This window comes from Sporosarcina sp. P34 (genome assembly GCF_002743375.1).
Lineage (GTDB): Bacteria > Bacillota > Bacilli > Bacillales_A > Planococcaceae > Sporosarcina.
This window is the reverse complement of sequence record NZ_PDZC01000002.1, coordinates 23,203-42,777: the sequence shown is the minus strand read 5'-3', so window position 1 is coordinate 42,777 and position 19,575 is coordinate 23,203. Positions and strand designations below refer to the sequence as shown.

Annotated in this window: 19 protein-coding genes and 1 riboswitch; of the genes, 14 read left to right on the top strand and 5 right to left on the bottom strand. The window is 40.4% G+C overall.

Features of this window, described 5'->3' with window-relative positions; all coding sequences use genetic code 11:
- Positions 1–4: 4 nt before the first annotated feature.
- Together CSV63_RS03970 and CSV63_RS03965 are read left to right on the top strand one after the other, a co-directional pair.
- A complete protein-coding gene (locus CSV63_RS03970; RefSeq protein WP_099694686.1) occupies positions 5–1,546 on the top strand; it encodes an NlpC/P60 family protein in 1,542 nt (513 codons plus the stop codon).
- 388 nt (positions 1,547–1,934) lie between these two features.
- Positions 1,935–3,551, top strand: coding sequence for a methyl-accepting chemotaxis protein (locus CSV63_RS03965; RefSeq protein ID WP_099694685.1), 1,617 nt, complete (start codon positions 1,935–1,937; stop codon positions 3,549–3,551).
- A gap of 114 nt (positions 3,552–3,665) precedes the next feature.
- Here the strand turns inward: CSV63_RS03965 and CSV63_RS03960 are convergent, their stop codons facing one another.
- Positions 3,666–4,637 (bottom strand): DMT family transporter, encoded by a 972-nt coding sequence (locus CSV63_RS03960; protein ID WP_099694684.1) that lies wholly within the window; start codon positions 4,635–4,637, stop codon positions 3,666–3,668.
- Positions 4,638–4,771: 134 nt separating this feature from the next.
- On the opposite strand from CSV63_RS03960, the gene CSV63_RS03955 reads away from it, so the two are divergent.
- The 5 genes from CSV63_RS03955 to CSV63_RS03940 all read left to right on the top strand — a co-directional run bounded on the left by CSV63_RS03955 (position 4,772) and on the right by CSV63_RS03940 (position 7,788).
- Positions 4,772–5,662 (top strand): LysR family transcriptional regulator, encoded by an 891-nt coding sequence (locus CSV63_RS03955; protein WP_099694683.1) that lies wholly within the window; start codon positions 4,772–4,774, stop codon positions 5,660–5,662.
- Positions 5,663–5,730: 68 nt separating this feature from the next.
- Positions 5,731–6,288, top strand: a complete 558-nt coding sequence (locus tag CSV63_RS03950; RefSeq protein ID WP_099694682.1) for a DUF420 domain-containing protein — start codon at positions 5,731–5,733, stop codon at positions 6,286–6,288.
- 111 nt (positions 6,289–6,399) lie between these two features.
- Positions 6,400–7,398 (top strand): YcjF family protein, encoded by a 999-nt coding sequence (locus CSV63_RS03945; RefSeq protein ID WP_099694994.1) that lies wholly within the window; start codon positions 6,400–6,402, stop codon positions 7,396–7,398.
- A 15-nt stretch (positions 7,399–7,413) separates the two neighbouring features.
- A complete protein-coding gene (locus CSV63_RS16435; protein ID WP_155979564.1) occupies positions 7,414–7,563 on the top strand; it encodes a hypothetical protein in 150 nt (49 codons plus the stop codon).
- A 12-nt stretch (positions 7,564–7,575) separates the two neighbouring features.
- Positions 7,576–7,788: a cysteine-rich CWC family protein gene (locus tag CSV63_RS03940; protein WP_099694681.1), complete on the top strand. Its 213-nt coding sequence runs from the start codon at positions 7,576–7,578 to the stop codon at positions 7,786–7,788.
- A gap of 12 nt (positions 7,789–7,800) precedes the next feature.
- On the opposite strand, the gene CSV63_RS03935 is transcribed toward CSV63_RS03940, so the two are convergent.
- Positions 7,801–8,301 carry a ferritin gene (locus CSV63_RS03935; RefSeq protein ID WP_099694680.1) on the bottom strand — a complete coding sequence of 167 codons (501 nt, stop codon included), beginning with the start codon at positions 8,299–8,301 and terminating at the stop codon, positions 7,801–7,803.
- A 188-nt stretch (positions 8,302–8,489) separates the two neighbouring features.
- On the opposite strand from CSV63_RS03935, the gene cobT reads away from it, so the two are divergent.
- Positions 8,490–9,530: a nicotinate-nucleotide--dimethylbenzimidazole phosphoribosyltransferase gene (gene cobT, locus CSV63_RS03930; RefSeq protein WP_099694679.1), complete on the top strand. Its 1,041-nt coding sequence runs from the start codon at positions 8,490–8,492 to the stop codon at positions 9,528–9,530.
- Positions 9,531–9,568: 38 nt separating this feature from the next.
- Here the strand turns inward: cobT and CSV63_RS03925 are convergent, their stop codons facing one another.
- From CSV63_RS03925 to CSV63_RS03915, 3 genes are all read right to left on the bottom strand, one after another.
- On the bottom strand, positions 9,569–10,816 hold the full coding sequence (locus CSV63_RS03925) for a quaternary amine ABC transporter ATP-binding protein (protein ID WP_099694678.1): 1,248 nt from the start codon (positions 10,814–10,816) through the stop codon (positions 9,569–9,571).
- Positions 10,813–11,673: an ABC transporter permease gene (locus CSV63_RS03920; protein ID WP_099694677.1), complete on the bottom strand. Its 861-nt coding sequence runs from the start codon at positions 11,671–11,673 to the stop codon at positions 10,813–10,815. Before CSV63_RS03920 ends, CSV63_RS03925 begins: the two co-directional genes overlap by 4 nt.
- 113 nt (positions 11,674–11,786) lie before the next feature.
- The gene (locus tag CSV63_RS03915; RefSeq protein ID WP_099694676.1) at positions 11,787–12,779 is read right to left on the bottom strand and encodes an ABC transporter substrate-binding protein; all 993 of its coding nucleotides are present in this window, start codon (positions 12,777–12,779) and stop codon (positions 11,787–11,789) included.
- A gap of 540 nt (positions 12,780–13,319) precedes the next feature.
- Here CSV63_RS03915 and cyoE point away from each other — a divergent pair.
- The 6 genes from cyoE to ribH all read left to right on the top strand — a co-directional run bounded on the left by cyoE (position 13,320) and on the right by ribH (position 19,431).
- Positions 13,320–14,231 carry a heme o synthase gene (gene cyoE / locus CSV63_RS03910; protein ID WP_099694675.1) on the top strand — a complete coding sequence of 304 codons (912 nt, stop codon included), beginning with the start codon at positions 13,320–13,322 and terminating at the stop codon, positions 14,229–14,231.
- 136 nt (positions 14,232–14,367) lie between these two features.
- On the top strand, positions 14,368–15,495 hold the full coding sequence (locus CSV63_RS03905) for a M20 peptidase aminoacylase family protein (protein ID WP_099694674.1): 1,128 nt from the start codon (positions 14,368–14,370) through the stop codon (positions 15,493–15,495).
- Between the two features lie 217 nt (positions 15,496–15,712).
- Positions 15,713–15,861: riboswitch (FMN riboswitch) on the top strand.
- Between the two features lie 144 nt (positions 15,862–16,005).
- Positions 16,006–17,094: a bifunctional diaminohydroxyphosphoribosylaminopyrimidine deaminase/5-amino-6-(5-phosphoribosylamino)uracil reductase RibD gene (gene ribD, locus CSV63_RS03900; RefSeq protein WP_099694673.1), complete on the top strand. Its 1,089-nt coding sequence runs from the start codon at positions 16,006–16,008 to the stop codon at positions 17,092–17,094.
- 3 nt (positions 17,095–17,097) lie between these two features.
- Positions 17,098–17,742 (top strand): riboflavin synthase, encoded by a 645-nt coding sequence (ribE, locus tag CSV63_RS03895; protein ID WP_099694672.1) that lies wholly within the window; start codon positions 17,098–17,100, stop codon positions 17,740–17,742.
- Positions 17,743–17,756: 14 nt separating this feature from the next.
- Positions 17,757–18,950, top strand: coding sequence for a bifunctional 3,4-dihydroxy-2-butanone-4-phosphate synthase/GTP cyclohydrolase II (locus CSV63_RS03890; RefSeq protein ID WP_099694671.1), 1,194 nt, complete (start codon positions 17,757–17,759; stop codon positions 18,948–18,950).
- Between the two features lie 13 nt (positions 18,951–18,963).
- Positions 18,964–19,431, top strand: coding sequence for a 6,7-dimethyl-8-ribityllumazine synthase (gene ribH / locus CSV63_RS03885; protein WP_099694670.1), 468 nt, complete (start codon positions 18,964–18,966; stop codon positions 19,429–19,431).
- Positions 19,432–19,575: the final 144 nt, after the last annotated feature.

Genomic DNA, 19,575 nt, shown 5'->3' with positions numbered 1-19,575 from the left:
AGAATTGAAAAAGATAAGTGCAATAGTGCTAACGATGATGCTAGTCCTATTGGCAATCCCACCGAATTCACTTGCCACCGTCTTCCAAGATGTACGTTCTCAGCACTCAGCAGCTGAAGAAATACAATACCTAGTTGAAAATAATATTATTATAGAAAAAGCGAACGCCAAATTCCGTGTAAATGAACCAATCACACGTCTCGAAGCCTCAGGAATGATCCAACGCGCACTAAAAATCACTGTTGATAATAGACCAGAAGTACAGCTGTCAGACGTAAAGCAGTCTCACCCACATTACGCACTGATCGCCACAATGGTCGATGAAGGTATCTTTATGGGTAACGAGAAAAATGAATTTCAACCGTATGGCAATTTGAAACGTGGACAGATGGCAGCGGTATTCGTTCGCGCATTCAACTTGACGGGTAATTCGACATATCGATTCCGTGATGTACCTGCAACATACTGGGGGGTATCTGATATACAAAAATTATCTGTAAATGCCATTACGACAGGCTATTTAGATAACACCTTTAAGCCAAATCAAACTTTAACACGTGGACACTTTGCAGTATTTCTTGCGCGAATTCTTGAGCCGAATTTCAGAGAACAATCTGCTTGTTATAAGCCGAGTAACACGCCAGTGCAAACAGTAAATGTTCCTGTTACAACACTGTGGAAAGAGCCGGGAAAATCACGAACGGTTGATGCTTACGCAATAAATAAATCGCCTGATATTACGAGATGGGTTGCTGCGATGAGCTTGCGTGAAAAACAATGGCTAGTAGGTAAATTAGAAACTCAAGCACTATATGGTCAAACAGTAAAAGTCCTACAGACAAAAGGTGACTGGGTTCAAGTGGCAGTAGTTGACCAAAAATCTCCTAAAAACGCAGCAGGTTATCCAGGATGGATGCTGAAGAATCATTTAACGACAGTATTTCCTAACTATGCAACATGCGACACAGCCATGGTGGCGACGAAATCAGCTACACTAACGATTGATGAAAATGGCAAGCAGCCTTTTCGTTCTATTAGCTTCAACACAACATTGCCTATTGTAAATGTCATGGATCATAAACTTGCTGTTCAGACGCCTGCTGACGGAGTGAAGTTTATTGATAAAAGTGCAGTGAAGATAGTAGGAGCGGATGGTGTCATGCCAAAGCCAACAACACAGCAAATCATAGAAACAGCCAAGCTCTTTGACGGATTAACATATCTATGGGCAGGAACTTCGGGATTTGGTTTGGATTGCTCTGGATTCACGTACTCAGTCTATCGGCAGCATGGTATTGATATACCACGTGATGCATCGGTGCAAGCACTGAATGGAACGTTGGTACAGAAGAAAGATTTACAACCCGGTGACCTACTGTTCTTTGCCTATAATAAAGGAAAAGGAATTGTTCATCATGTAGGGATGTACGCGGGGAACGGACAAATGATCCATGCTCCAAATCCTAAACGGACTGTAGAGGTTATTCCAATGACTGCGGAACCGTATAAATCAGAATATGTTTCAGCTAGAAGATATGTAAAATGAGGAAGAGGCTAGTACAAAACCTCAAAAGGTATGAAGGAGAAGACACCTTCATACCTTTTTTATTTCACGGAAACTTATTTATTAGGTTTAATTAGTTAGTAATCAAGAGTGTAGCGTAGGGGAACGGACTGTTTTTTAAGTTATGTCCCAGCTTATTTAGTGTCTCGTACTTTATTGAAAGGCATATAGAGGATAAACTACTGTAAAAATAGAATGAGTAAAGTAGTTCATCCCTACGAGAACTATATGTTACCGGTCAAGAGGGGATATACTTTTACATATCGCAATGTTATGAATACTTACACTTCGAAAAGAAAAAGTAAGACCTTTCTCATAATTTGTGATATAGTAATTATATAGTATAAAAGGACCTAAAGAGGTGACGTGATTGGAAAAGCTCTTAAGTACATCTTCTGCAAGGAATGCGCTTAAAAAAGTAGAACGGGTCACAAAACGTATCCAACCATTAATAGAAAGCGAACAATCATTTACTTTGAACTATCAAGTACTTCATCAATTATTGGATGAACAGCTGGAAGAAGATGAATACTTTGTCATTGTGGATGAAGTGGGTCGAAGCTATATTCATACTAATCGGTTGTGGGAAGGTACAGTATTTTCCGATGCCATTGGTTTGCGTGCTGCTAATACAACTAAGCCGTTGCTGCAAGTGTATGATCGAAAATCCGGTGAGCGACTTATCGATGCAGCTATGCCGATCATTCAAATAGGAAACAGCCAATTTACACTGCGATTAGGCAGAATAAATCATCAGAGATATATTCTATATGGAGCGACTTTAGCTGTTGTATTGCCGGCTTTAGCAATGGGGATACTTGCGTATATATTTAATCTATCTATCTTACAGGGCGTAACATTTGTTAGTACGTCTTTACTGCTTACGGGTATTTTCACATCTCTTCTTTATAAGATGGTTATGAAAGGTGTACGGTCTTGGCGCAAAGTCACAAGGAAAATTTCATCGGGTGACTTAACGGCCGAAGTAACTGCAAAATCTAGATCTGAATTTAATCAAATTGGTTTTGAAATTAATAAAATCGTGATTGGAACAAAGAATATCGTCACGGAACTCGATCGCTCTTCTGAAATCGTGGATCGAATTAGCGAAGTGCAGGCTTCAGAAGCGGGTCGATTATCAAATGTTTTCACTTCATATGGTGAAACTATGCAAAATTTCCAAGGTGGAACAGAGCAACAACTATCTTCACTGCAATCCGCCAATGCGATGGTTCAAACGATGATGGCAGGAATTCGGGAAATGGAATTGCGCATACAGCAAACACTTTCCAAGTCTGAAAATGCATCGATTGCTGCAACGGAAGGTAGTCAAGCAATTGAAGAAACAGAGGAAAAGATGCGGCAAATCAATGAAGCCGTTCACGTATCTTCACAAAAAATTATGCAGGTCGCTGAGGATATCAATCAAGTCATTCAAAAAGTTTCTCTTATTACAAAAATCGCTGAACAAACGAACTTATTGGCACTCAATGCCTCCATCGAAGCAGCAAGAGCCGGTGAAGCGGGGAGTGGATTCTCAGTCGTGGCGAATGAAGTTCGTAAACTAGCCGAAGAAACGAATGCATTCGCAAACGATGTTGTGCGAACATTAGAACAAACTAATAACGAAGTGAAAATTGCGGTACAACATGTGGAATCGAATGCGGATACTATTGATGAAGGCGTAGAAATCGTCAAAATAGCGGGACAATCGATTCATTATATGAATGACGCCGTGGTAGATACAAAGGCAGCCGTTACAAACAATAGTCTTCACGCGGAAGAATTAATCAAAGACGGGGAACAGATCGAAAAAATTATCGAACAAATTACGAAGATCTCTGAACAATTCACAGAAAGTGTCATTCAAACAGTAGCTGGCATGGATGAACAAGTAGAGGGAATCCAGCAGTTGGCAAGTGATGCTAGCAAACTAACAGATGAAGCAACAGCTTTAAGTCGTATCGTCCACCGCTTCACTTTTTAATCTTCATTTAACCTATTAAAGGAAACTCAGTATATTAAAACAAAGAAACACTCCAAATTATTGGAATGTTTCTTTTTTTTTTGTTGACTAAAATAGTTGCTTTCTAACTTTGCATTAAACGCTAGGCTGCATACTATGTTTTTTATATTGACGAGCTTCGTCTTTACGCTTCTGCTGTAAACGGAGGAATATATTATTGCCTAACAGCGCTGCAATGATAAATAGTGTGCCAATATAATCGAAAATTGTTAGCTGATATCCTTGTATATATGAAATTACTAGTGTAGTCACCGGTACAAAATTAATAAATAATAAACCATTTAATGGAGACAGGATGCGTACGCCCACATTCCAACCTACTAATGCAATAATGCCTGGAAATATAATCATAAACAACATATGGGGTGTTACTACTTGTAATGTTGTCACAGTTGGGACGGAAATATAACCTGTCCATGTTACGAAAAAGACTATTATACTGGCGGTTAGTGTACCGAGTAAACAGCTTAACGTAGAATAACGCAACGCCGACCATTCACTGAAGCGATTTCCACCCATTGTATAAATTACCCATCCGATAACCGCGATGAAAATCAGTAATGAAGGGACAATGTCGTCTGTTGCCGTGAAGAATGTACGTAAGTCACCTTTTGTAATGACAAGCATTACACCAACAAATGCAGTAAACACACAAGCGAGCGTGAAGCCATGTGGTTTATGTCTACTAATCATCCATACAAGAACGATAGAAATCATCGGCATCATGGCCTCTGAAATAGATGCCACCATAGTCCCGGGTTGTCCCATTAGATCTTGTCCCCAGAAAATGAAGAGGTTATAGACAACGAATGCCATCGTGCCGAAGAACCAAAGGGATAACCCTCTCTTCTCGAAACGGAAAGCTTGTTTTCCTTCTTTAAACCATAATATTACGACAAGTAGTAATGTGACTGAAAGATAACGAATTAATGTGAAATAGAACGGGTCGATATTTTTGAATGCACTATTGGCAACTGGGAACATTGCTCCCCATGACACACTGGCTAAGAAACACAGAAACGCTCCCCAGATAATTTTGTTTTTCAACTTGCTTAACCTCCTTGATGTACTATCTCTAGTAAACACTATATTAGACATCACGTAAAACGAATAATAATGATGACAACTATCGATTTTATTGATACCATATATATAAGAAGATTTTTAGTAGGAGGGTTCTCATGGAATTTAAAGACTTGGAGATATTTCAGATGGTCGCGGAGAAGGGAACGATCACAGCGGCTGCCAAAGAATTACGCTATGTACAGTCAAATATCACGTCCCGAATACAAAAACTCGAATCGGAACTAAAGACCCCATTATTTAACCGGCACAACCGTGGAATGATCTTGACACCTGAAGGGAAACGACTTCTCATTTACAGTGAAAAGATATTATCACTAACCAATGAAATGAGAAAAGTCGTGCAAAACGACAAAGAGCCTTCAGGAAAGCTTGAGCTAGGATCCGTAGAAACGGTCATCAAACTTCCTATTATTCTATCGAGATATAATACTAAATATAAGCAAGTTGATATTTCACTGTTGACAGGTGTAACAGAAGGATTGCAGTTTAAAGTTCTCAACCATCAACTTGACGGAGCTTTTATATCGGAAGGTACGATGCATCCCGACCTGGCTGTACACGATGTTCTTGAAGAAGAACTTGTGTTACTTTCGAGTAAACCGTTTCAGTCAATAGAAGATATTAAAGATGAGCCAATTCTTTGTTTCAGAAAGGGTTGTGGTTATCGGGCGCGTTTAGAGTCATGGCTTGAAGATGAGCGGTTTAAGCCAACGAAAATGATGGAGTTCGGAACACTGGAGACGATTCTTGGAAGTGTGGCAGCAGGGTTAGGTGTAACATTCGTTCCGAGATCAACTGTTTCTCATCTTCTAGATCAAGGTTTAGTCTATTGCTATCATTTGCCACCGAAATACAGCCAGATTAAAACGGTTTTTGTACGACGTGCTGATTCCTATTTAACGCCGACTATTGCAAAGTTTATAAAAGTTATTGATGAATTCAGAGAAAAAACAGATGAGCAATTTCAAAAGTCGACACAAATTTGACCTGCATAGCGTGCTACGTATGGTACGATATAGGGTAGTTATGAATATAGAATTAGGGGTGTCACAATATGAACTATACGAATCAAACAACACCGCACGCGAATTTCAAAAAACGGAATTACCGTCCGGCGATTATCATTATTTCAGTCATTCTTATCGGTGCGATTGGCATCTTAGCAGGTATGCCAGGTGTAGAGAATTTCACAGCATTCGATATTACGATTTTACCTTTATTGAATGCCATATTTAACAGTTTCACTTTTACGTTTCTCGTATGTGCATTAGTTGCGATCTTGAAGAAAAATGTCAAACTGCATGAACGCTTTATCTATGCAGCATTTGGCACAACTGCTTTATTTTTAGTGACGTATGTCGCATATCATTTTTTATCGGAGTCTACACCATTTGGCGGCAGTGGCTTCTTAGCTGGATTCTATTACTTTGTTTTGTTTTCACACATCGTGTTAGCTGCTGCAATCGTTCCGTTAGCGCTAACAAGTGTAGCAAGAGCATGGAATATGGAAATCCCACGTCACCGCAAAATTGCACGTTGGACAATGCCTATTTGGTTATATGTTAGTTTCACCGGGGTACTTGTGTATATCTTGATTTCACCTTATTATTAAGTAACGAGATAAATAGCGTAGGGCATCAGTCAAAAGTGGATGAATGACTGATGCTCTTTTTTACAATAGGGGTAATCTGAATAATCAAAATAAATGAAAGGACGTGCTGTAATGAAAACACCAAATTTTATGTCAGATGAATCATTTGATGAAGTGTTTAAACAAGAATCTGATCTTATCAATGAGCAATTAAATAAAGAAATTTTAATAGCGATGGTGGGCGACGTGAATGCGGGAAAGTCATCTACACTGAATCGTCTTATGCAAAAAGATGTTGCGGAAGTGGGCGCGCAACCGGGTGAAACGAAGGAAGTTAAAAAATTTTATTACACAGATAATATACTATTTGTTGATACACCCGGTCTTGACGATATCTATCAAGAACATTCAAATGAGACGCTGAAATTTTATAATCAAGCAGATGTGATTTTATTTTTCTTGAATGCAGCAGGTACTGTATTGTCAGATACGGAACTAAAATCATTAAATAAGATTGCTACACTCAACAAGAAAATCATTCTCGTACTCAATAAAATAGATGCAGCTGATGATATTCCGAGTTTAGTGAACTATGTTTTGGAGCATACTGGGTTTGCTTATCCGGTTATTCCAATCTCTTCGAAGACAGGAGAGCAAATGGAGTTCCTACAAAAAGAGATCCTTCAGCAATTAAAAGAAGCAAATAAAGATCTATTACTTGCAGCAAATATGGCGGATAAGTCATCGATTGCCAAACGATGGATTCTCGCAGCTGGTGCATCAGCTGCTACGATTGGAGCAGTACCCATTCCAGGTGCTGACTTTATCCCATTGACGACATTGCAAGTGGGCCTCATGTTGAAGCTGTCGACATTGTATGGAAAACCGATTACAAAAGACCATGCGAAAGAGTTGATCATTGCAACGATTGTAGGAAATATCGGGAAAACAGCATTTCGACAAATTGTTAAAGTGATTCCAGGTGCAGGGATGGTCGTAGCCGCAAGTGTTGCAGGTTCTATGACAGTTGCGCTAGGGTATGCAGTGAAATACATGTATGAAAATAATATGGAATTCACACCAGACACATTGAAAAAAGTATATGAATTATTTTTGAAAAAACAAAAGTAAAAAGGGGCGGGATGTATGGAGTGGTTTAACTACGCAACATTTGTGGTCGCTTTACTAGCTGGTTTGTATTCGATGGAAAGTATGAAAAGAAATAAAGAATTGGAAGAACGGGTGGAGGAGTTAGAGAAGAAAAATACAGCTGAGCTGGACAAGCATCGGTTATAGGAAGAGGATTATATGAAAAGTGAATGTCCTATTTGCGAAGGGAATAATTTATGTGGTACTTCAACCGAGAGTGGGGAGCATTGCTGGTGTACAAAGAAGATCTTCCCGGAAGAAGTGTTTCGGCAAATACCAGAAGAATATCTGTATAAACAGTGTATATGCGAAGCGTGTTTGATCCGTATCAATAGAATAGAACAGGCAAGCAAAAGGTCTATAGACCTCTAGCTTGCCTGTTTTTTATTCAGCTTCAAACGAACGGGTGGAAAGTTCCTTCTCGTAAATGAACAATGCGTTCTTATCTTCACGGATCCGCTTCAAATACTCGATGTGTCTATCGAATGTTGCTTCTTCTTCTACTTGTTCGTCAAGGAACCAGTTCAGGAAGGAAATCGTTGCGTGTTCTTTTTCTTCCCACGCTATATCCATGATTTGATAGAATGATTTGGTTACTTCTTTTTCTTGAACTAATGCCACTTCAAACGTGTGTACCAAGTTATCAAAAGAAGTAGTAGGTGCCGGTGTTTCTGTAATAATCGCACGAATCCCACGATCATTCAAATAAGAATAGATTTTCATTGCGTGATGCCGCTCTTCTTCTACTTGTTGTAGAAAGAAGTGCGCAAATCCGCTGTAATTTCGATATTCACAGTAAGATGCCATGGATAAGTAAGTTTGTGCTGCGGCGAATTCATTATTCATTTGTTCATTCAAAGCTTGTGCTAATTTTTCGCTAATCATGTGTATCGCCCCTTTTCTAATCGTAACGTAATTAGCGTACTGTATGATATGTCCGCTGTTTACAGTATACCTTTAAACGACATAATTTGCATGCCAGATATTAAATTGGATACTTATAATGATCAACTGATATACTTATAAGAGAAACTAGATGAATACTTATACATAATGAGAAGGAAGGTCATCACTTGAAACAGTATACAATACCTGTATTGGATGTATCTGCAGGAGCGGAAGCGAAGGCGTATGTAGACACATTGACGAAACCTATTGGAAGTTTAGGGAAGCTTGAAGAAATCGTGGTCACATTAGCCGAGATACAAGGTCGAAAACTGCCTAGCATAAACCAACTAGGTGTACTGGTATTTGCAGCAGATCATGGAATTGTGGAAGAGGGGATTTCGGCATACCCTCAACTAGTTACACGTCAAATGGTGCAGAATATGGCTGTAGGTGGTGCAGCAATCAATGTATTCAGCAGACAGCAGCAAGCAGAATTTTCATTGGTTGATGTGGGTGTAATAGGAGAGGCATTTCCGGAACCTGTGAAAGACCGGAAGATTCGACAAGGGTCGGAGAACTTTCTACATATCGAGGCCATGACTCAAGAAGAAGTAGAAAAAGCACTGGAGATTGGTTATGAAGAAGCGATTGCATTATTTGAAAAAGGTGCGGATTTCCTAGTAGTAGGGGAAGTTGGAATTGGTAATACTACGACAAGCAGTGCTGTAGTGGCGGCTATTACAGGGCTAGATCCGGCAGAGTTGGTTGGTTACGGAACCGGAATATCGTCTGGTCAACACCTTCATAAGATTAAAGTAGTACGGGAGGCACTAGCTCTTCATCAGCCTAATCCTTCAGATGGATTTGATGTGCTTCGTAAGGTTGGTGGTCTAGAATTAGCCGCGATGGTAGGTGCAATGCTCGCGGCGGCATCTAAACGCATCCCGATTATTTTAGACGGCTTTATCTCAACTGCGGCAGCTTGCGTAGCGGAGACCATAAGCAAAGGCGCAGCTGGATATATGTTGCTCGGTCATCAATCGATGGAACCAGGACATCAAAAGGCATTTCAATACTTAGGAAAAGAACCTATATTGTCCTTGTCCATGCGCTTAGGAGAAGGTACAGGTGCAGCAGTTGCATGTAGTATCATTCAATCGGCTGTCTTGATGGTCAATGAAATGGCTACATTTGAAAGTGCCGGTGTTTCGGGAAAAAGTGAATAAAAGGGAAGAGTGAGCAACGATGCTCATTCTTCCCTTTTTTATTCGGTTACCTCAACTGGTTTGACGGATTGGCTGAGTGTTTCCTCGCCTTCCACTTCACCATCAGCAGAGTGGCTAATAATGCTGGAAAGTACATGAACCCGTAAAATGATCCCTTCAATTCGGTTCGTTTCATCTATGACAACAAGTGGATATTTTGAACCTAGCACACGCGGAATAATATCTTGAACATATTCCTCCGGTGTTGCTGTCAAGACATCGGTTGTCATAACTTCCTCCAACGTTTTCTTGTTTTTCACGCCATCGATCGCACCATCTATTGTTACCAATCCAAGCAACTGTCGTTCTCGATTCGTAATGAAGACACTGGAAATCCCGTGTTCCTCCATATTCTTAATCGCTACATGCAGACCATCTTTGCCGTTCATGACACTTAATGGTTTAGACATGATATTCATTGCTTGTAACACTTTTGAGCGATCAATTTCACGAGTGAAGTCAATGATATAATCATTTGCTGGTGTTTCCAATAACTCTTCCGGTGTACCAATTTGCTCTACGTGACCATCTTTCATAACTGCCACACGATCACCGATACGGAATGCTTCGTTGACATCATGCGTGATAAAGATGATCGTTTTTTGAAGACGTGTCTGGATATCTAGAAGTTCCATTTGCATCTCTCTTCGTATGAGTGGGTCAAGAGCACTGAACGGCTCATCCATCAATAGAATATCCGGATCATTCGTCAAGGCACGGGCAATACCCACACGTTGACGCATCCCACCTGACAATTCATCAGGATATTGATTTTCATACCCTTTCAGACCAACCGTATTGATATGCTTTTGTGCGATATCGCGACGCTCGCTTTTCGATAAACCACGAATTTCCAGACCGTATTCAATATTCTCAATCACCGTTCTATGACTAAATAAACCAAAGTGTTGGAAGACCATTGCGATTTTCTTCTGACGGAAAAATTTTAACTGCTCTTTATTATAATTGACAATATTCTCACCATCTACATAAATCGCACCTGACGTAGGTTTGTTCAATAAATTGAAGCAACGGATAAGTGTTGACTTACCACTGCCGGATAGCCCCATAATTACGAAAGTTTCACCTTCCATGATTTCCATGTTGGCGTTATAGACACCGACTGTATGTCCAGTCTTTTCGAGGATATCGCGCTTAGAAGCTCCTTTTTCAATCATAGGAATGACTTTTTTAGGGCGAGGACCAAAGATCTTGGTGACATTTTCTACTTTAATTTTAACAGTCATGCTGATCTCCTCCCTGTACTTTGTAGGCGGTCTGCCACTCCGTTGGTTAAACGGTCAATAATAATTGCTAAGAATACGATACTGATCCCCGCTTCAAATCCTAATGATATATTAATCTGGTTGATCGAGAAGAGTACACGTTCACCTAATCCGTGGGCACCAACCATAGAACCCACAACAGCCATTGATAAAGCCATCATTGTAGTTTGGTTGATACCTGCCATCATAGTAGGCAATGCTTGAGGTAATTGTACTTTTACTAACATTTGGTTACGAGAAGATCCAAATGATTCTGCTGACTCAATCACTTCAGAATCAACGTTTCGGATGCCGAGTTCTGTTAGACGGATAACTGGCGGTAATGCGTAAATGATGGTCGCAATAATTGCGGGAACATTCCCAAGAGGGAAGAAGAATATTACAGGTATTAAGTAGACAAATGTAGGCATCGTCTGCATAGCATCTAATAGAGGACGTATAATGACGGAAAATGTCTTGCTAAAAGCCATCAAGATGCCGACTGGAATGCCAATCGCCAGGGATAGTACAACAGATATGACAATAATAGCGACTGTTGTCATTGTATCTTCCCATAAATTGAAGGAACCAATCAAAAAGATAAAGGCGGCAAACAGTATGCCGTTCAAAATGGAATTTAAATACCAACCAAGTAGGAACACCACAATCATAATAGCCCACCAAGGTGTAGCGAGTAGAGCTGTTTCAATAGTTCGGATTGTAGTGGAGGCAATCGTGAAGATTAAATCAAATAGCCAGCCAAAATTCATTGCAAGAAAATCGATAAACTTTTCTACATAATCTCCTACGGGTATTCTGACGTTAGGGAATTCATTCATAGGCAGTAAGCTAGGACGTACTAGCTTGTCCCTCTCTTTCTCTAGGTTTAGTAATAATACAAAAGATAAGGGGTGGAGCGGAAAGCGCCCACCCCGGCAAATTCAAAAATGTATTACAGTGCTGCTTTAACTTTCTCAGCAATATCTTCGGGTACCCATGAAGTCCAGAGATCTTCATGTTCTTTCATAAACCACTTTGCAGTATCATCTGGACTAGCTTCATTTTCACCCATATACTTTAACGCTTCTTCTGTCAATGCACTGCTAGTTTTGTAATGACTCAAGAACTCTACTACTTCAGGAGCTTGTGTTTTTAAATCTTTATGCACACTGACGTAGACATCATTAGGAGGAAATTCACCAGACTTATCTTTATCCCAAGCCTCTTGATTAAAAGGCTCGTCCTCTAAGAGTGTTAAGTCATATGTTGCAGTCACCCAGGTAGGAGACCAGTAATAACCAACCCATGGCTCACCTTTTTTATATGCACTAGCTAAGTCAGCTACGATGGATGCGTCAGAACCAGGAGCTAAGTACGTATACTTTCCATCTAAGCCATACGTGGTTATTTTTTCATCCAAGTGTTTACTGACCAACCAGCTAGATGGTGCACCGATGATACGTCCCTTATCCTTGTTTTCAGGATCTCGGAATAATTCAGGATACTTTTCTAAGTCTTTTACTGTTTTCAAATCAGGGGCTACGGCTTCGATGTTACGCTCTGGATCACCTTTAATTACGTATGTAGGAACATACAGACCCTGAGAGTTATCGTCGAAGTTTGTTGAAACTGTTTCGATGTCTCCGCTGTCGACTGCCTTTGTATACGCTTCACCCAAGTTATCAGACCAAACTTCTGTATAAACTTGTAGATCACCTTGTTGTAACGCTTGCAGTGTTGCAGGAGAAGTACCGTTTACTATTTCCGTATCATAGCCATAACCTTCTTCTAAAATAGTCTGTACAATGCTGTTGTGAATTCGAACACTATCCCAGCCTGCATCTGCCAGTTTAATCGTACTTATTGAATCTTTACTATCACTGTTACCGCACGCTGTTAAAAGTACTACTGTTAGAATAGATAAAAACGATATAAACTTTCTCAAAAAATCAAATCCTTTCTCTTTATAATTTTTACATCACGGAATGCTGTTTTTTGCTTGGATCTCTTAAAAGCAACCACGAGAAAAAATACGTAGGTAGTTGAAGAGATCAAGGAAAAATCATCATTTTTTCGCGATACTATTACACGAGTTTACAGGATAATTAAATTAATATCAATTTAATTATTTAGATAACTTGTAACTTCATGCGATTTTAAATAAACTATTAGAGGTTTTTGTAATGAAAAAAGTAAATTCTGTTAGATGGGTCGTGGTGAGTAAACTTAGGTGATAACCTATAAGGGGTATAGGCTCATGCTTTGTCGAATAGTAGGAGAAAGTGATACTATATGGTATGCTGATTACATATAACAACAGTGTTTTATCGTACACGAGGTTATATTTATGCACTTCGGACAAATCTTTGTAACAGTTTCTAAGGAATTGTCATGATTTTTTGATTTTACTTTTAAGAAAATGATATAGTTATATATACGAATGGAAAGATATTTAAATGTAACGTAAAAGGAGAACGGACCTAATATGACGAAAGAAGCCCATGTTGTTTCGAGTACTACTCAAAGCCGCTCAGCGTCTACCTTCTTCTCGGATATTAAATCATTAGTTAAAGGACCTGTACTCATCGCGAATGTATTTCCGGTTTTTACGGGGTTTTGGTTGGCACTATATTTTTCTGGCATGACACTCACGGGCAACTGGGGTGTGTTCCTGCTAACCATGATAGGTAGCACTTTGCTTGTTGCAGGTGCACTTGTAATGAATAACTGGTTTGATTCTGATATTGATACAGTTATGGAAAGAACAAAAAATCGTCCGACTGTGACAGGCCATTTTGCTTTGAAAACTGTATTAAATATTGGTTTGATATTATCGGGAATAGGAATGATATTGTTATTATTCACTACATTAGAAGCGGCAATTTATGCATTTATCGGATGGTTTACGTATGTAATACCCTATACGATGTGGTCTAAACGTAAATACACATTGAATACAGTGATTGGCAGTGTGTCGGGAGCGGTTACCCCTCTCATAGGATGGGCGGCTATAATGCCGGCAGATCATATTGTACCGATTGTTTTGGTCGTTATACTATTTATTTGGCAAATGCCTCATACATTTGCAATTGCTATGAAGAAGTACAAAGATTATAGTGCGGCTAACGTAGCGATGTTGCCTGTCGTTTATGGATTTAATATCACAAAACGTCAGATGCTAGTTTATGTATTATGTTTATTGCCGTTACCGTTTTTATTAACAATGTTTGGCACTACATTCATTATAATCGCGACGTTGATGAACCTTGGATATATTGCGGCTAGTATATACGGATTCTATGCAAAAGATGATTATAAATGGGCTAACTTGATGTTCTTGTATTCAGTCAATTACATGACGCTATTATTCGGCATGATGATTCTTTGGACTTTTTAATTATTACGAAAAAGACTTCCCTTCACGCGATGTGATAGAGAAGTCTTTTTTGTGCTAGAATTATTGAGGAGTTTGAAAATTTAGGAATAAACAGTTCGTAATAAATAATGAGAGTTGGATTTTAGGAGGTATATGAATGAAGGAGCAAGTACAATTACTGAGGCCAAAACTAGATGAAGTGTTTACACATTTGCACAATCATCCGGAAGTCAGTTGGAAGGAAACAAAAACGACAACTTACTTAAAAGAGTTTCTTCAGCGTGAAGGATTTAATGTAAAGTTATTCGACGGTATAACAGGTTTATCCGTTACGATCGGTGAAGGTAAGCCGGTAGTCGGATTACGTGTAGATATAGATGCGTTGTGGCAAGAAGTGGATGGTGTGTACCAAGCGAATCATTCATGCGGACATGATGGGCATATGACAATGGGAATTGGCGCATTGCTTATGGCGAAAGAACGTGGAATTCCCGAGAAAGGCACATTAAAAGTATTCTTTCAGCCTGCGGAAGAGAAGGGAAAAGGTGCGCTAGCTGTTCTGGAGCAGGGATTGATCGATGATATCGATTACTTATACGGCGTTCATGTAAGAGCAGCGGATGAAATGGCTGACGGTTACTCCGCTGCCTCACTGCGTCACGGTGCGGCGAAAATGATTAGTGGAACGATAAAGGGAACAGAAGCACATGGTGCAAGACCGCATCAAGGAAAGAATGCCATTGAGGTCGGGGCTACGTTGGTAGCAGGTTTACAGTCCATTCATTGTAATCCAATGGTTTCACATACAGCGAAGATGACGATGTTCCAAGCGGGAGGAGAATCTGCCAATATCATTCCCGGCAATGCTAAATTCAGTTTGGATTTACGAGCCCAGGAAAATGTGGTGATGGATGAATTATATGAACAAGTGGAACGTGTGATTCAAGCAGTAGAAAGACAATACGATGTAGACATTAACTATGAAGTTATGGCAGAAATGGTCGCAGCGGAAGTAAATGTTGAAGCAGAAGATCTAATGTACCAAGCGATTGCTAAAGTGATCGGTAAAGAGAAGACTACACGTACTGTTGTCACACCAGGCGGGGAAGATTTTCACTTCTATTCTGTAAAACGACCAACTGTCAAAAGTACAATGCTAGGATTGGGATGCGGCTTAACGCCAGGACTCCACCATCCACACATGACATTTAATCAAGACGCGTTGGCAACAGGAGTCGAAATTTTAACTACTGCAATTGAATTAACATTCCAGTCTAAAAAATAGAAGATGACAGTCTGAAGAAGGGTATAGAAGTCAGAAAATTGACGATTATCGAAGATATTCATTCCGTGCAAAAGCTTGAGAAGCGAATTTGGGTAATGGAACCAATCCCTGTACATCAGATCGTTATGATTGTCAAAAATGGATGTTGTCGTCAGAATAAATATTCAACTATTGTTATTTAGTCATCATATGTGCTAGACTTTTAGTTAATCGAATATGTTTCCTTCGGGGCAGGGTGTAATTCCCTACCGACGGTGATGAGCTAGCAAGCTCTTAGTCCGTGACCCGGATGCTTTCAATAAGCGGAAGGTGGATTTGGTGAAACTCCAAAGCCGACAGTTAAAGTCTGGATGAGAGAAGGAACAGTGCGTATATACTACATGTAATGATTTTTTATTACTGTTTATAACGTTTATTTAGTCATGGTTACAAGCCCCGCATAATCTTTTGTGGGGCTTTTTGTATGTAGAATTGTCACTAGAGGAATACCGTAAGCTGGAGTGTTGCTCAATGAATCAGAATTATATGGAAATGGCTTTGCAACTCGCAGAAAATGTGGCAGGTCAAACCTCTCCCAATCCACCAGTAGGTGCGGTCGTCGTAAAGACAAACCGAATCATTGGAATGGGCGCACATTTACAAGCGGGAGAGCGCCATGCGGAACGAATCGCACTTGATATGGCGGGAGCGAGTGCAAGAGATGCTGATTTATATGTAACGCTTGAACCTTGTTCTCACACTGGCAAAACTTCACCTTGTGCTGATGCCATCATTCAAGCGGGTATAAAGCATGTCTATGTTGCGACAACGGATCCTAATCCACTTGTAGCGGGTAAAGGTATTGCGAAACTTCGTGGAGGAGGAGTGGAAGTAACCGAATCTGTTTCAGTTGAACGCGCTAAAAAACTTTATCAACCATTTTTTCATTTTATTAAAACCAAAACACCTCATGTGACAATGAAAACAGCTATGACGATAGACGGTAAAATTGCGACTTCAAAAGGAGATAGTAAATGGGTGACGAGTGAGCAAGCGCGACTCGATGTCCATCAGCTTCGCCATACACAGGATGCAATTTTAGTAGGTGTACAAACACTTCTTCACGATAATCCTCTTCTCACCACCAGACTGCCCCTAGGTGGACAACATCCTATTCGAGTTATTTTAGATACATCATTACGGACACCGGAATCTAGTCAAGTCATTCAAAATGCAGAAGCCCCAACGTGGATTTTTTGCGGGAAATACGCGGAGTTAACACGTGAAAAGTTACTTGTGAAACCGCATGTCCAGATCATCCGAATGCAGAAAGCCCAGTTGATTGTAGAAGATATTCTACTAGAATTAGGAAGACGTGGTGTGATGACATTGCTTGTTGAAGGTGGAGCAGCTATTAATGCTTCATTTGTTAAAGCACGCGCAGTGCAGAAAGTCATTTGCTACGTAGCACCCAAATTGCTTGGAGGAATTGGATCTTTGACACCGATTGGCGGGCTAGATCCTCGATTGATGAATGAAGCGTTTCCCTTAACCTTTGAAAGTGTAGAGATGATTGGTCCAGACATTAAAATCGTAGCGGTACCGAAAGAGGGTCATTGAATTATGTTTACAGGAATAATTGAAGAAATTGGTTCAGTTAAGCAAATACAACCAGGTGCTCAATCTATGACAGTGACGATCGCTGCATCCCTTGTTTTGACAGATGTGAGAATAGGGGATAGCATCGCAGTCAATGGTGTCTGTTTGACGGTAAAGAGTTTTACAAAAGATCAGTTTGCTGCGGACGTCATGCCTGAAACCATCACCTCTACTTCACTACGACAATTAGCGACGGGAAGTCCTGTGAATCTGGAGCGGGCACTCGCGGCAAATGGTAGGTTTGGCGGACATTTTGTCACGGGGCACGTAGACGGAATAGCTACGATTCGTGACAAGCGAACAGTTGATAACGCATTATATATACGCTTGTCATTACCTCAAGGATATGACTCCTATCTGTTACATAAAGGCTCTATCGCATTGGATGGTACTTCATTGACGATCTTCGAAGTGCAAGATACGGATATTACGATTTCGTTGATTCCGCATTCACAGGAAATGACAGTCATTGCGAAAAAGCAAGTAGGAGATATTGTCAACTTCGAATGCGATATGCTTGCTAAGTATGTAGAAAATATGTTGCGAAAAAGACAAGATACGGGTCAAACGATGTCAAAAGACTTTTTACAACAACACGGATTTATGTGAAGGAGTGAATGAAGATGTTCCATACAATCGAAGAAGCATTAGAAGATTTACGACAAGGTAAAGTCGTCATCGTAGTCGATGATGAAGACCGAGAGAATGAAGGCGATTTCGTGGCACTAGCAGACAGTATTACGCCTGAAATCATCAACTTCATGGCAACGAAAGGCCGAGGCTTGATTTGTGTGCCGATAACAGAACAAAAAGCCGCCCAACTAGGCTTACAGATGATGACGGATAATAATACGGATTCACATGGCACTGCGTTTACAATAAGTGTCGATCATCGCTCTACACATACTGGAATCAGTGCATTTGAACGTGCGGATACAATCGTTAAAATGATGGATCCAAGTGCTACTGCGGGTGAATTCAAACGTCCTGGACATATATTTCCACTTGTAGCAAAGTCAGGCGGTGTACTAGAACGTACGGGGCATACTGAAGCTGCGATTGATTTGGCGCGACTGGCAGGCAGTGCTTCGGCAGGCGTAATTTGTGAAATCATGAGTGAAGACGGAACGATGGCGCGTGTGCCAGAATTACGACAGATGGCTGAAGAACTAGATCTGAAACTCATCACCATTCAAGACCTGATTCATTATCGTTTACAAAGAGAGCAATTAGTCATACGTGAAGCAGAGATCAAGCTACCGACAGATTATGGCGAGTTCCGCATGGTTGGCTATACTGAAACTATGACAGGAAAAGAACATGTCGCACTGGTAAAAGGAGACGTTACAACCGAAGAGCCGGTCTTAGTAAGAGTTCACTCAGAATGCTTAACAGGTGACGTCTTTGGATCGTGCCGTTGTGACTGTGGTCCGCAACTACAAACTGCTCTCTCTCAAATTGAAGAAGAAGGGCGCGGTGTCTTGTTGTATATGCGTCAAGAGGGTAGGGGAATAGGCCTAATTAATAAACTGAAAGCCTATGAACTACAAGAACAAGGTTATGACACCGTAGAAGCGAATGCAAAACTCGGATTTGCAGCTGATTTACGTGATTATGGTATCGGTGCACAAATTCTCAGGAATCTTGGCATTACGCAAATGCGCTTGCTAACGAATAACCCAAAGAAAATTGCTGGCTTAAAGGGCTATGAACTAGAAGTGGTTGAACGCGTCGCGATTCAGCAACCGTTTAATGAAGCAAACGAAAAGTACCTACACACGAAGGCAGAAAAACTTGGTCATTTATTAACTTTATGAGGAGAGATGAAACATGGGTAATTTATTTGAAGGGCATTTAGTAGGCACGGGATTAAAGGTAGGCATCGTCGTTGGACGATTCAACGAATTTATCACAGGTAAGTTACTTTCAGGTGCACAAGACGCGTTCAAACGTCATGGTGTAGATGAAGCGGATGTTGACATAGCATGGGTGCCGGGGGCTTTTGAGATTCCATTGATCGCAAAGAAAATGGCGGACTCAAAAAAATATGATGCAGTCATTACGCTGGGTACGGTAATTCGTGGTGCGACACCTCATTTCGATTTTGTTTGTAACGAAGCGGCAAAAGGTGTTTCACAAGCAAGCATGCAATCGGGTATCCCGGTTATTTTCGGTGTATTAACAACAGATACGATTGAGCAATCAATCGAGCGTGCAGGCACTAAAGCGGGGAACAAAGGCTGGGATGCAGCGGTATCCGCTATTGAAATGGCAAACCTAGCAAAGCAGTTCGACTGATTAGTAATGGAGTTAAAAGAGGATGTCCCTGAAGTTACTTTACTTCATGGGACGTCCTCTTTTATAATATGGAATTCAAATTCAAGTGCATGCTCGTAACACGTCATTTGTTCTTGCAAAGGATGCAAAAGAGGAGCGATTTCG

What these genes read in the sequence shown, in the direction of transcription:
- CSV63_RS03945 (WP_099694994.1), top strand. Translation starts at nt 6,400, where the DNA reads ATGAAAACACCAAATTTTATGTCAGATGAATCATTTGATGAAGTGTTT.
- ribH (WP_099694670.1), top strand. Translation starts at nt 18,964, where the DNA reads ATGGGTAATTTATTTGAAGGGCATTTAGTAGGCACGGGATTAAAGGTA.
- cyoE (WP_099694675.1), top strand. Translation starts at nt 13,320, where the DNA reads ATGACGAAAGAAGCCCATGTTGTTTCGAGTACTACTCAAAGCCGCTCA.
- ribD (WP_099694673.1), top strand. Translation starts at nt 16,006, where the DNA reads ATGAATCAGAATTATATGGAAATGGCTTTGCAACTCGCAGAAAATGTG.
- CSV63_RS03955 (WP_099694683.1), top strand. Translation starts at nt 4,772, where the DNA reads ATGGAATTTAAAGACTTGGAGATATTTCAGATGGTCGCGGAGAAGGGA.
- CSV63_RS03935 (WP_099694680.1), bottom strand. Translation starts at nt 8,301, where the DNA reads ATGATTAGCGAAAAATTAGCACAAGCTTTGAATGAACAAATGAATAAT.
- CSV63_RS03890 (WP_099694671.1), top strand. Translation starts at nt 17,757, where the DNA reads ATGTTCCATACAATCGAAGAAGCATTAGAAGATTTACGACAAGGTAAA.
- ribE (WP_099694672.1), top strand. Translation starts at nt 17,098, where the DNA reads ATGTTTACAGGAATAATTGAAGAAATTGGTTCAGTTAAGCAAATACAA.
- CSV63_RS03920 (WP_099694677.1), bottom strand. Translation starts at nt 11,673, where the DNA reads ATGAATGAATTCCCTAACGTCAGAATACCCGTAGGAGATTATGTAGAA.
- CSV63_RS03905 (WP_099694674.1), top strand. Translation starts at nt 14,368, where the DNA reads ATGAAGGAGCAAGTACAATTACTGAGGCCAAAACTAGATGAAGTGTTT.
- CSV63_RS03950 (WP_099694682.1), top strand. Translation starts at nt 5,731, where the DNA reads ATGAACTATACGAATCAAACAACACCGCACGCGAATTTCAAAAAACGG.
- CSV63_RS16435 (WP_155979564.1), top strand. Translation starts at nt 7,414, where the DNA reads ATGGAGTGGTTTAACTACGCAACATTTGTGGTCGCTTTACTAGCTGGT.
- CSV63_RS03925 (WP_099694678.1), bottom strand. Translation starts at nt 10,816, where the DNA reads ATGACTGTTAAAATTAAAGTAGAAAATGTCACCAAGATCTTTGGTCCT.
- CSV63_RS03940 (WP_099694681.1), top strand. Translation starts at nt 7,576, where the DNA reads ATGAAAAGTGAATGTCCTATTTGCGAAGGGAATAATTTATGTGGTACT.